The 11,870-nt window shown below is 45.5% G+C and carries 14 protein-coding genes and 1 pseudogene; 14 read left to right on the top strand and 1 reads right to left on the bottom strand.

From position 1 onward, the window contains the following. The 10 genes and pseudogenes from deoA to WQ57_RS21295 all read left to right on the top strand — a co-directional run. Positions 1-232: pseudogene (gene deoA, locus WQ57_RS21340) on the top strand (pyrimidine-nucleoside phosphorylase); the annotation flags it as partial. Between the two features lie 104 nt (positions 233-336). Next, a complete protein-coding gene (locus WQ57_RS21335; protein WP_046525767.1) occupies positions 337-1,509 on the top strand; it encodes a D-alanyl-D-alanine carboxypeptidase family protein in 1,173 nt (390 codons plus the stop codon). 131 nt (positions 1,510-1,640) lie between these two features. Beyond that, positions 1,641-1,991: an anti-sigma F factor antagonist gene (gene spoIIAA, locus WQ57_RS21330; RefSeq protein ID WP_046525766.1), complete on the top strand. Its 351-nt coding sequence runs from the start codon at positions 1,641-1,643 to the stop codon at positions 1,989-1,991. A 2-nt stretch (positions 1,992-1,993) separates the two neighbouring features. Continuing rightward, positions 1,994-2,434 (top strand): anti-sigma F factor, encoded by a 441-nt coding sequence (spoIIAB, locus tag WQ57_RS21325; RefSeq protein WP_046525769.1) that lies wholly within the window; start codon positions 1,994-1,996, stop codon positions 2,432-2,434. 12 nt (positions 2,435-2,446) lie between these two features. Further along, positions 2,447-3,205 (top strand): RNA polymerase sporulation sigma factor SigF, encoded by a 759-nt coding sequence (sigF, locus tag WQ57_RS21320; RefSeq protein WP_046525765.1) that lies wholly within the window; start codon positions 2,447-2,449, stop codon positions 3,203-3,205. A 136-nt stretch (positions 3,206-3,341) separates the two neighbouring features. Then, positions 3,342-3,962, top strand: a complete 621-nt coding sequence (locus WQ57_RS21315; protein WP_046525764.1) for a stage V sporulation protein AA — start codon at positions 3,342-3,344, stop codon at positions 3,960-3,962. Continuing rightward, positions 3,952-4,371, top strand: coding sequence for a stage V sporulation protein AB (locus WQ57_RS21310; RefSeq protein ID WP_046525763.1), 420 nt, complete (start codon positions 3,952-3,954; stop codon positions 4,369-4,371). Before WQ57_RS21315 ends, WQ57_RS21310 begins: the two co-directional genes overlap by 11 nt. A gap of 53 nt (positions 4,372-4,424) precedes the next feature. Further along, the gene (locus WQ57_RS21305; RefSeq protein WP_046525762.1) at positions 4,425-5,903 is read left to right on the top strand and encodes a spore germination protein; all 1,479 of its coding nucleotides are present in this window, start codon (positions 4,425-4,427) and stop codon (positions 5,901-5,903) included. A 143-nt stretch (positions 5,904-6,046) separates the two neighbouring features. Next, positions 6,047-7,366, top strand: coding sequence for a diaminopimelate decarboxylase (gene lysA, locus WQ57_RS21300; RefSeq protein ID WP_046525761.1), 1,320 nt, complete (start codon positions 6,047-6,049; stop codon positions 7,364-7,366). Positions 7,367-7,780: 414 nt separating this feature from the next. Then, positions 7,781-8,143 carry a GNAT family N-acetyltransferase gene (locus WQ57_RS21295; protein WP_046525760.1) on the top strand — a complete coding sequence of 121 codons (363 nt, stop codon included), beginning with the start codon at positions 7,781-7,783 and terminating at the stop codon, positions 8,141-8,143. 10 nt (positions 8,144-8,153) lie between these two features. On the opposite strand, the gene WQ57_RS21290 is transcribed toward WQ57_RS21295, so the two are convergent. Beyond that, positions 8,154-8,681, bottom strand: coding sequence for a DUF309 domain-containing protein (locus WQ57_RS21290; protein ID WP_046525759.1), 528 nt, complete (start codon positions 8,679-8,681; stop codon positions 8,154-8,156). Between the two features lie 161 nt (positions 8,682-8,842). Here WQ57_RS21290 and WQ57_RS21285 point away from each other — a divergent pair, with 161 nt between their 5' ends. The 4 genes from WQ57_RS21285 (at position 8,843) to WQ57_RS21270 (ending at position 11,263) form a co-directional block, all read left to right on the top strand. Next, on the top strand, positions 8,843-9,607 hold the full coding sequence (locus WQ57_RS21285) for a segregation/condensation protein A (protein ID WP_046525758.1): 765 nt from the start codon (positions 8,843-8,845) through the stop codon (positions 9,605-9,607). Beyond that, on the top strand, positions 9,594-10,178 hold the full coding sequence (gene scpB, locus WQ57_RS21280) for an SMC-Scp complex subunit ScpB (RefSeq protein ID WP_046525757.1): 585 nt from the start codon (positions 9,594-9,596) through the stop codon (positions 10,176-10,178). The genes WQ57_RS21285 and scpB overlap by 14 nt, the downstream gene beginning before the upstream one ends. 137 nt (positions 10,179-10,315) lie before the next feature. Beyond that, the gene (locus WQ57_RS21275) at positions 10,316-10,747 is read left to right on the top strand and encodes a hypothetical protein (protein WP_046525756.1); all 432 of its coding nucleotides are present in this window, start codon (positions 10,316-10,318) and stop codon (positions 10,745-10,747) included. A gap of 27 nt (positions 10,748-10,774) precedes the next feature. Beyond that, positions 10,775-11,263 carry a DUF3907 family protein gene (locus tag WQ57_RS21270; protein WP_046524111.1) on the top strand — a complete coding sequence of 163 codons (489 nt, stop codon included), beginning with the start codon at positions 10,775-10,777 and terminating at the stop codon, positions 11,261-11,263. Positions 11,264-11,870: the final 607 nt, after the last annotated feature.

Here is an 11,870-nt window from a genome sequence, read left to right as displayed (position 1 = left end):
GATGCTGCTTGGTGCAGGACGGGCAACAAAAGAATCGGAAATCGACCTTGCTGTCGGGCTTGTCCTGAAGAAGAAGATTGGCGATAAAGTCACCAAGGGAGAATCCTTGCTGACCATCCACAGCAACTTTGAGGATGTGAGTGAAGTCAAGGAACTACTGTACAACAATATCAGGATTTCAAAAGAAAAAGTAAAGGCTCCTGTATTGATCCATGAGGAAATAACTCAATAAACAGATGACCGGCTAAAAAAGCCGGTCTTTTTTTATTTCATTAACTGTATAAAATTGGGTTTGATGGAAAAAATAGACCCTATAAAGATAGGAGGTTTATGGCCATGAAACATAAACGTTTATTCAGTCTGATCATTGTTTCGATATTTTTTGTTTCAATGTTTGCGGGTATCGCGTCAGCCAACGAGGATAGTGTACAGCTAGCTGAAGATGCCAGTTCAGCCATTTTGATTGAGCGGGATACAGGCAAGATTCTTTATGAAAAGAACAGCAATGAACAGCTTCCGCCTGCCAGCATGACAAAAATCATGACAATGGTTTTAATAATGGAAGCTTTGGACAAGGGCACGCTGAAAATGGATGAAAAAATTCGTACAAGCGAATATGCCGCCTCAATGGGTGGGTCACAAATTTTCCTTGAGCCAGGCGAAGAGATGACAGTTGAACAAATGCTCAAAGGGATTGCAATTGGTTCGGCTAACGATGCTTCCGTAGCCATGGCGGAACGCCTGGCAGGGTCGGAGGAAGAGTTCGTCAAACGGATGAATGCGAAAGTGAAAGAACTGGGACTTGAAAACACCCAATTTAAAAATGTGACCGGTCTTCCGACAAAAGACCACTACAGTACAGCTCACGACATGGCGGTTATGGCCAAAGAGCTGCTGAAATATGAAGGCATTACAAAATTTACAGGTCAGTATGAAGATTATCTTCGCGAGGATACAGACAAAAAATTCTGGCTGGTCAACACAAACCGCCTGGTCAGGTTCTATCCTGGAGTTGACGGGCTTAAGACCGGCTTTACCAATGAAGCTAAATATTGTTTGACGGCAACAGCGCAAAAGGATGGAATGCGTGTTGTGGCAGTAGTATTCGGTGCGCCGACATCCAAGTCAAGAAATGCACAGGTTTCGAAGATGCTCGATTATGCATTCAGTCAGTACCAGTCCCACCCAATGTTTAAAAAAGGCCATACCCTCGGGCAGGCACCTGTAAGCAAAGGGAGCGGGAAGAAAGTAAATGTTGTGACATCCGAAAGAATCTCGATCCTGACAAAGAAGGGGGAAAATTTCGATAATATTCAGCAGGAAATTACGCTGAAGAAAAATTTGAAAGCCCCTATCCAAAAAGGAGATCCAATCGGAACACTAAAGCTGATGCAGGATGGCAAACTGCTGGCAGAATCCAAGCTGGTCGCAAATGAAAGCGTTGAAAAGGCGAACTGGTGGCAGCTGTATAAACGTGCGTTCGGAATGTTCTCAAGGGCTGGAGACTAAAAACACTTTGTCGAAAGGGGATAGGTGGCTTCTACTTTTAGCGAATGCCCACTAGTTTTGTCCCAAGGAAGGAATCAGCATGGCGGAGGGCGAATTTGACTCCTTATACCAGATAAGGAGGCAATGGACAAGTGAGTCTTAACATTGGGATGGAAATCAGGAATGACGTCTTATGCATTCGTCTAAGCGGAGAGCTGGATCACCATGCGGCGGATTCCTTGCGCGAACAGGCAACAGAGATGCTGGAAAGTTCAGGCGTCCGCCATATTGTCCTTAACCTTGAAAACCTGACTTTTATGGACAGCTCGGGACTCGGTGTGATTTTGGGGAGATACAAGCATGTAAAACAGCTTCATGGGGAAATGATTGTTTGTGCCATTTCACCTCCAATCAAACGGCTATTTGATATGTCAGGCTTATTTAAAATTATCCGCCTTGAGCCGACAGAGGAATATGCTTTGGAAAGATTGGGGGTTGCATGATGATGAAAAACGAAATGAGTCTTCAGTTCAGTGCCCTGAGCCAGAATGAGTCATTTGCCAGGGTGACGGTGGCTGCTTTTATTGCTCAGCTCGACCCTACCATGGATGAACTGACAGAGATTAAAACAGTTATTTCTGAAGCAGTGACGAATTCCATTATCCACGGCTACGAAAATGCTTCTGAAGGAAAGGTATTTATTTCGGTCAGGCTGGAGGATGGAGTTGTCGAGCTTGTGATCAGGGATGAAGGAATCGGGATAAGGGATATTGAAGAAGCCCGGCAGCCTTTATATACTTCCAAGCCTGAGCTGGAGCGGTCGGGGATGGGCTTTACCATCATGGAAAATTTTATGGATGAAGTAGAAGTGAGGTCTGAAGCGGGCTTTGGAACTGAAATCCGCCTAAAGAAGCATTTATCAAAAAGCAAAGCACTGTGTAATTAAGGAGTCCTGCTTATGGATGTTGAAGTGAAAAACGATAGCAGTCAAGCCTATTTGAAGGATCATGAAGTCAAGGAACTGATCAAGAGGAGCCATGAAGGAGACCAGGAAGCAAGGGACCTGATCGTTCAGAAGAATATGCGGCTTGTCTGGTCGGTCGTTCAGCGTTTCCTGAATCGCGGCTATGAGCCGGATGACCTGTTTCAGATAGGCAGTATCGGTCTCCTTAAATCTGTGGATAAATTTGACCTTTCTTATGATGTCAAATTTTCGACGTATGCCGTCCCGATGATCATTGGTGAAATCCAGCGTTTCATCAGGGATGACGGCACCGTGAAAGTAAGCCGTTCCCTAAAGGAAATGGCGAACAAAATCAGAAAAGCAAAGGATGAGCTATCCAAGAATTATGGGAGGGTTCCGACCGTAAATGAATTGGCGGAATATCTTCAGCTGACTCCAGAAGAAATCATCCTGGCACAGGAAGCAAGCAGGACGCCATCTTCCATCCATGAAACCGTCTATGAAAACGATGGCGACCCGATCACCCTTCTCGACCAGATTGATAATGGCGAAGAGGGCAAATGGTTTGATAAAATCGCCCTTAAGGAGGCGATCAGGGAGCTCGACGACCGGGAAAGGCTGATTGTCTATCTCCGGTATTATAAGGACCAGACCCAGTCGGAAGTAGCCGTGAGGCTGGGCATATCCCAGGTGCAGGTATCCCGGCTTGAAAAGAAAATACTGCAGCAAATGAAAACCCGTATGGATTCTTGATCCATACGGGTTTTTCATTTACAAAGAACCTCCCTTCCATGATTAGGAAAAGTAGTGCCAGTTATTGGATTTCATACAAATACTCAACCAACCAATACTACTTATACAAGGAAAACTTTGTGTTGGAAGTGATGGGATGGAAAATACCATTTATATCCGCTTGCGCCACCGGGTACAGGTGAAGCCTGATGAAAGCCTGTTGTTAAAGGATATCGCCCAGATTATTTCTAACGACGAAATCCATCAGAGGTTGAACATGCTCCATATCCATAAAGTGACGCCCCAGGACAAAAATATCATCATTATTGATGTGATGAAGGTTATTTCGGTTATAACTTCTGCTTTTCCGAATAATGAGGTACAGGCAGTAGGGCCGGCCCAGACAATTATTGAAGTCATGCTCAAGAAAAAAGCCATCACGCTTCCATTGTTCCTTTTAATCTGGATGCTGCTGTTTACAGGTGCAGCACTTACAATCATGAACTTTCATGAAGATGTCAGCATGCAGGAGGTCCACCAGCGGATCTATACCATCCTGACAGGCGAGGAGGCATACAAGCCATTGCTTTTTCAAATTCCTTATTCATTTGGGCTTGGACTGGGAATGATTCTTTTTTTTAATCATGTTTTCCGGAAAAGGCTGAACGAAGAGCCGAGCCCGCTCGAGGTCGAAATGTTTCAATATCAGCAGTCGCTTGACCAGTATGTGGTTATGAAAGAAAACAAGGAGAGTATGAAGCATCTTGATGACGATTAATATCTTGCTTGTATTGCTGGTGGGTTTTGCTGGAGGTTTGGCGGTCGGAGCGGGGTTTGTGGCCTTTCTCGTGGTCCTTGGAATTATACCAAGGCTGACCCAGCTCTCCAAAACCATGCATCTCATCCAGTGGTATGAATGGTCCGTTGTCTTAGGGGCAGTAGCTGGCACTTTTGGAAGCCTGCAGGACCCAGTTTTATACCTGCCGGGAGCGGCGGCCATACCCATTGGTCTGGCAAGCGGAGTTTTTGTAGGCATGCTTGCTGCTGCACTGACAGAGGTACTGAATGTATTTCCGATCCTCGCCAAACGAGTCCGGATTGAAGACCGGATTGTCATCCTTATCATGGCGTTTGTCCTGGGAAAAGTGGCGGGGTCCTTATTCCAGTGGATGTATTTTGTCGGTTAGCAGTGGAGGCCGGGTGGCATGGTAAATCATCCTCTTGGAAAGGAGCAGATTTTATGGACAGTAACAAGAATAAACAGCACATTCCCAAATCGCTCGTTGACGTCGAAGATTACATGAAAGACCGTATCGGCCTTGGCGACAGCTTCGACCTTGGGGTAAGGAAGCTGAAAATCCTTAAAAAGGACGTACACTTTTATTATGTCAATGGACTGTGCGACACGCAGTTCATTATCGATATCACAAGAGAATTAGTCGAAATCAATGACCGGGAACGACTGTCGTCCCAGCTGCAATCCATCGTTGAAAACCGTATCACCCACCAGTCGGTCGAACAGATAAAAACGATGGACGAAGTTGTCGACCAGGTGCTCTCTGGGCTGATTGTCATTATGGTTGAAGGCGAAGCTATCGGATTGGTTGTGGATGTGCGCAGCTATCCCGGTAGGCAGCCCCAGGAACCGGATACGGAAAAGGTTGTCCGCGGGTCGCGGGATGGGTTTGTGGAGAATATTATTGTCAATACCGCACTGACGCGGCGCCGGATAAGGGACGAGAGGCTAAGATTTGAGATTATGAAGGTAGGAGAGCGCTCAAAAACGGATGTGGCCATTGGGTATATAAAAGATGTGGCAAATCCTGCCTTGATCGAGGTTATAAAGAAAGAATTGGAAGCCATTGAAATTGATGGGATTGCAATGGCTGATAAAACAATTGAAGAGTTCATCGTCAAGCAAGGGTATAATCCTTTTCCGCTTGTCCGTTACACGGAAAGGGCGGATGTGGCAGCAACCCACCTGCTAGAAGGGCATGTTCTTATTTATGTGGATACATCCCCAAGCGTCATCATCACGCCTACCACCTACTTCCATCACCTTCAGCATGCCGAAGAATACAGGCAGTCCCCGGCTGTAGGGACAATGGTAAGATGGATTCGTTTCCTGGGGGTTGCTGCTTCCCTTATGATTCTCCCGCTTTGGTATATTTTCGTTAAGGAACCCGGAATTGTACCGGATTTCATTTCCTTCATCGGACCGAAAGAGGGCTCCAATATCCCGATTTTGCTGCAGCTTTTTATTGCTGATATTGGGGTGGAATTCCTCAGGCTGGCTGCGATTCATACACCAACTCCGCTTTCCACGGCAATGGGCTTGATTGCTGCGGTGCTGATAGGGGAAATCGCCATAAATGTAGGTTTGTTTGTTCCCGAGGTCATTCTGTATGTGGCCGTGGCAACAATCGGCACCTATGCTACCCCAAGTTACGAGTTAAGTGTTGCCAACAAGATAGGAAGAATTCTTTTGCTGGCAGCTGCAGCTATTTTTGGGGTGCCGGGCTTTATTGTCGGAGTAACAGCCTGGATATTGCTCCTTGCGAGCATCAAGTGCCTGAATACCCCTTATTTATGGCCTTTTATCCCGTTTGCCCCGGCGGCTTTTATGCAAATCCTCATCAGGAGGGCGGTTCCCGGATCCAAAATCCGGCCAAGCATTGTCCACGCAAGAAACCGCCAGAAACAGCCGGCTAAAAGGTAAAAACCTGGAATTGCGTGTTCATTAAAATTATGATAAAGTAATTTTAATTTTTAATTTAATGAGCTAAAGGGAATGAATGGGCAGTCTTTCCTTCAGGATGCTGTCTATTTATTCATTTTGGCCGAAAAGGAATGAGAGATATCATGCAATTTCATGGAACAGCCAAAGTAAACAGACTCGGCCATCTCGAGATTGGCGGCATTGATACAGTTAAACTTGCAGAGGAGTTTGGGACGCCTCTGTATGTCTATGATGTTGCATTGATCAGGGAGAGGGCACAGAGTTTCAGGACAACATTCGATACCCTTGGCGTGAAGGCACAAGTTGCCTATGCAAGCAAGGCGTTTTCAGCCGTAGCCATGGTACAGCTTGCAGAAGAGGAAGGGCTGTCTTTGGACGTTGTTTCCGGAGGAGAACTCCATACAGCGCTTGCAGCTGGGTTTCCCCCGGAGAAAATCCACTTTCATGGGAATAATAAAAGCATTGAAGAAATCAATCTGGCTATTGAAAAAGGAATTGGCTGTTTTGTAGTTGATAATTTCTATGAGCTGGAATTGCTGGAAGAATTGTGTGCAGCGCAAGGAAAGAAAGTCAGCATCCTGTTGCGGGTAACGCCAGGCATCGAAGCGCATACTCATGATTATATTCTGACGGGGCAGGAAGACTCCAAGTTTGGGTTCGGACTGGAAAATGGGCAGGCAGACAGTGCGATCGCAACAGCTTTAAAGTCCGGGCATATTGATCTGCTTGGAATACATTGCCATATTGGCTCCCAAATATTCGAAACCACCGGGTTTTTGCTGGCTGCCAAGAAAATAATGGCCAAATTGAATGATTGGAAAGCAGCAAAAAAATTTGAAGCACGGGTGCTGAATCTCGGAGGAGGGTTCGGGATCCGCTATACAAGTGAGGACGACCCTATTCCGGCATCACAGTACGTCGAAGAAATCATAGCTGAAGTCAAGAACCAGGCAGAAGCATATGGCCTTAAGATGCCGGAAATCTGGATCGAGCCAGGCCGTTCCATGGTTGGGGATGCAGGAACCACTCTATACAAGATTGGTTCACGTAAAGAGGTGCCTAATGTCAGGCAGTACGTTGCCGTTGACGGGGGAATGAGCGATAATATCCGCCCCGCCCTGTACCAGGCCAAGTATGAGGCTATACTAGCCAACAAAGCTCTCGAACAGCCTGAAGAAACTGTTTCTATCGCAGGAAAATGCTGTGAGTCGGGGGATATGCTGATCTGGGACTTGCCATTGCCAAAATCCTCAAGCAATGACCTCCTGGCTGTTTTTTGCACAGGAGCCTATGGATACTCCATGGCAAATAATTATAATAGAATCCCAAGGCCTCCCGTTGTGTTTGTGGAAAATGGCGAGGCAAGGCTGGTAGTGAAAAGGGAATCTTTTGAAGATATGATCCGCTTGGATCTGCCCTTGAAAGAGAAGGTCAGAAATTAAGCTGCCGCATTTGGCAGCTTAGCTTTTTTAAGAATTTGCATGATTTAGAATAGGAACTCAAGTAAACTGTCCAGTTTATCTGCATGATTGTCTTTTTGGCTGACTCTGTTGTAGAATATCATGTGGGAGGTCGGACATGAAGAAGAATAACTTGCTGCTGTTTGCTCTGCTCCTGCTCATGGGAACAGCGTGGGGAATCTATTACTGGCTCTATATTGTCCCCGCAAAATAACGATCCGGAGAAATATATTTGAAGAAAACGGGCAAATTCTGTATGATTAACGCAATTATATTTTATGAGTGAACCAGCTTTCCATATCAGGCATACTATACATAAGGTTTAAATATAAACGCTAATGGAAAAAATGGATGTGTCATTATACAATATGCTCAGATCATTAATGAGGGATCAATATGTTAATTCGCTATAAAAAAGCTTTCGAAAAAATCGCAATGGGGCTTTTGTCCTTCATGCCTAATGAGAAGGACATCAAAAAGCTTCAGCAAACAATGAGGCAATATGAGATTGACGACAGCTGGCAGCTGTTCCTGTGGAAGGATGAAGACATCACAGGCCTTATTGGAGTGCAGTTTGTCAGTGAAGATGTGCTTGAGATTCAGCATATTTCGGTTAACCCTTCCCACCGTCAACAAGGAATCGGCAAAGCAATGGTTTGTGCCTTGCAGGAGCTGCACGCTGATAAAGTGGTGACTCCAAATGCTGATACGGCGGGATTTATTGAGAAATGCGGAACTTTGGAAAAACCGGGGCAGTGATGTAAGGTAATCACTGCCTTTTTTCTTTTGTTCGCTGGCGCAAAGCCCTTTCCCGCTCAAGGATGACCTGGGACCGATCCCTTCTGGAGTGCCTGTTCACTAAATCCTCGCTGGCGGGACCGCTATTTTCGCACCAGGTAAAACCTTGCTTCCGGCATTGTGAGATGCAGAGATTCCTGAGGCTTTCGTCTGCGATAGGCAGGTTGATGCTTTGATAAGGAGCTTCAGCTTGAATTGCTTCACGCCGTTTTTTTAGGATAGTCATTAATAAGTCATGGTCCAGGCCAAGCTCCTCATTCTTTTCTTTATTCAGCGATAAAATAGCTGCAGATTTATCATGTGTCCTGAGGGCTCCAGCCAAATTCCTGCGTCGGTAGTGATAGGAAGAGACGGCGAGCTGGATGAATCCAACCCATGCTGACTCCTTGTTGCCTGGCTCCATTTCCTTCCAGAATTCCTCCAGCACCTCGTGGCACTCGAAATAGTCCCGGTCGCCATGGAAATGGACCAGATATTGAATATACGCCTTTGGAAACATTTTCTCCCCCCTTAATAACGGAAAACTATCATTAGCTTACCATAATTTTTGAAAAACATTGAAACTGCACTGCCATATGCCCCGTTTTTAATGGCTTAGTGCTGAGCAATCCTCTATACTATTTATGATAATACAAAGACAACATGATGGTGGTTGACACAATGCAATATAATGTAAAAATTGAAGCGTTTGAGGGTCCGCTCGACCTCCTGCTCCATTTGATCAACAGGCTGGAAATAGATATATATGATATACCGGTGGCTGAAATCACAGAACAATATCTCCTCTATATCCATACGATGAAGGAGCTTGAACTGAATGTAGCCAGCGAATTTTTAGTAATGGCGGCCACGCTGCTTGCAATTAAAAGCAAAATGCTGCTTCCAAAGCATGAGGAAGACCTGTCGGAGGAATATGGGTTTGAAGAAGAAGAAGATCCCCGCGAGGAGCTGGTGGAAAGGCTGATCGAATACAGGAAGTATAAGGAAGCTGCAAATGAATTCAAGGACCTTGAACATGAACGCAGTTTAATCTATACGAAACCTCCCAGCGACTTGTCAGAGTATGCGAAAGAGGCACAATCCGATAACGCCGACTTGAATGTTTCCCTGTATGATATGCTTGGAGCTTTCCAGAAGCTGATGAGAAGGAAAAAACTGCAGAAACCTTTATCGGCAAAAGTAGCCCGGCAGGAAATACCCATCGAGAAAAGAATGGGGGAAATCATTGAACTGCTTAAGAGGACAAACTCCCGCAAGAGCTTGAACGAGCTCTTTCCCATTCGGGAACGGAATCATATGGTCGTCACGTTTCTGGCCTTGCTTGAGTTGATGAAAAGGCAGGAAGTACTGGTTGAACAAGAGGGCAATTTCGCCGAGATTTATGTGACAGCCCAGGAAGGAGGGGCCGTGGATGCAACTGATTAACTGGAAAGGAATCCTTGAGAGCATCTTGTTTGCGGCAGGAGATGGAGGGCTCTCCATAAAGCAGATAGCCGAAGTCCTGGAAGTGGAAGAGCTAAAGGCACAGGAAATCATCGAGGACCTGCAGGAAGATTACGAGAAAGATGAAAACCGGGGCCTTATGCTGGTTAGCATGGCGGGGGTTTACCAGCTTGCTACGAAAAAAGAGCATGCTGTTTACCTTAAACGTCTTGTCGAGACCCCTGGCGGTTCCCATTTATCACAGGCTGCATTGGAAACATTGGCGATCATTGCTTACAGGCAGCCGATTACAAGGGTGGAAATTGAAGAAATACGGGGGGTTAAAACCGAACGCCCGCTACAAACCCTTGCTGCAAGAGCTTTGATTAAAGAGGTCGGCAGGGCGGAAGGTGCCGGCCGTGCTTATTTGTATGGAACGACAAGAGAGTTCCTCGATTATTTTGGCTTAAAGAGCCTTTCGGAGCTACCGCCGCTGCCAGAGACTTTGAACGACGAGGACAGCGGGGAGGAGGCAGACCTGTTCTTTGAAAAGTTTCAGGAGCTTGATGGGTAGAAAATTTAAGACAGCCTTTTGGAAATATGCTAAAATTAGAAATATTAATTCTTGCGTTCCACGCCTTAAAAAAGCGGGGAACGCATACATATAATTTGACTGTTTGTACCATTAGATAAATCCCGGGGAGGATTGGCATGTTTATCAAACAATGCAGCGGTTATGAACTTGAAAAGGAAAAATCCAACACTTCCGAAGACTTCTTCAACCGCAGTGAAGTCACATTTGCCGAAGATGGCACTGAAAAGACGTTGCATGTGCTGTATGTCCGCTATTTTGATGAGTTGATCAGCAAGTTTACCCCGTTTGAGAAAGACCCGATCTTTTCGAGCGGGTCCCGTGAGGTTACGTTCAAAGAAATCGTAGCTCTGGCCTGTCTGCTCAAGAATCCTGGCTACAGGCATCGTAAACGGGTGTATATAAACTCCGAAAAGGAATTTGCAGAGGTGTTTGAGGGATTTCATTTTGCCAAACTCGAAGAGCTTTTCGCCAAAATGGAACAACAAGGTGGCTATGAGGTTTCTCCTTTGGAGTTTATTCTCCAGCCGGCTTCTCGCACCAACTCGTAAGGCATACAATCTTTGGGGGTGGATTTATTGGGGAATACGATTGTGGAGACGCAAATAAAAGAGGTTAAAGACTTTTTAGGCAGCACTGTTGAAAAGCTTGAAACCTTCTTAAATACGACAACCTTAAAGTCCCTTGAGGAAGAGGAGCAAGGAGATGCCGACTTCTATCGCCATATTCTTTCTTCCATACGCAGGCTTGCCGTATTTTGTGAAGAGGGCCTTGAAGCGTGCAAGGTGATAGCGGGTTCCCAGCCGTTCTCCAAAGGAGCGGCGGAGAAGACATTGTATCGCATCTACATTCACTGCATCGAGGAGTTTTACTCGCCGAAGAGCGATATCTGGTTTGAAGACAGCCGGGCAGCTTACACTGGGAAAAATGCAATCAAGTTCCGGGATACTGTCCCTTCAAAAGTGACAAAACTGCTTGCGTCACTCGAGGGAGATTTTCAAAAAATAAGAGAAGAACTTGAATATTACGAAACCGATTACCGGACAAAGATGCTGCAATCGAAATAAAGACAAAGCGGCAAAACATAAGTAGTTGGGTTTTGAAATGCACAAATTAAAATCACCATTGCTATTCGAACGTTATTCGCGTTTAAATTGGCAAAGATGCTTGGAGCAATGTGTCTCCAAGCATTTTTTGTTGGGTTTGAATAATAAACGGAAGAATGCCGCTTAAATCGGGAAATGTCATCATTTCCCGAAATATAAGAGGAGTTTTTCCGTTTATATTAATCTAATCCTTGGTATTTGGCCTATTTAGAGGAGTTAATCGGAATTCTTCCGCTTATTTTTGCCTCCAAAGCCACGCTATATACATTAACCGGAATTTGTCCCCCTATGTAACCTTGCCTCCACGACATATCAACCAAGAATAAGAACAACGTCTTTTTATTTCAGTGCCGGGGGCATCCCCTTAATAATCAGCCAGCTTTGCCGTCAAAGCGTTTTGGAGTCATAACATACCTTGTCCTGCATAAACTTGTACAAACTCCCAAAGAGAGGCGAGGTCTGTGCAATGATTAAAAAAGGGATGATTTTTACACTGCTGCTTATCTTGCTTATTCACCATATTCCCGGGCTGGCGACAGCGTCAGGATCGGTTAGTGCGAGAAATGCT

Source organism: Mesobacillus campisalis, from assembly GCF_000986785.1.
In the GTDB taxonomy this organism is placed as follows: domain Bacteria; phylum Bacillota; class Bacilli; order Bacillales; family Cytobacillaceae; genus Mesobacillus_B; species Mesobacillus_B campisalis.
This window is presented reverse-complemented; position numbering and strand designations above follow the sequence as displayed.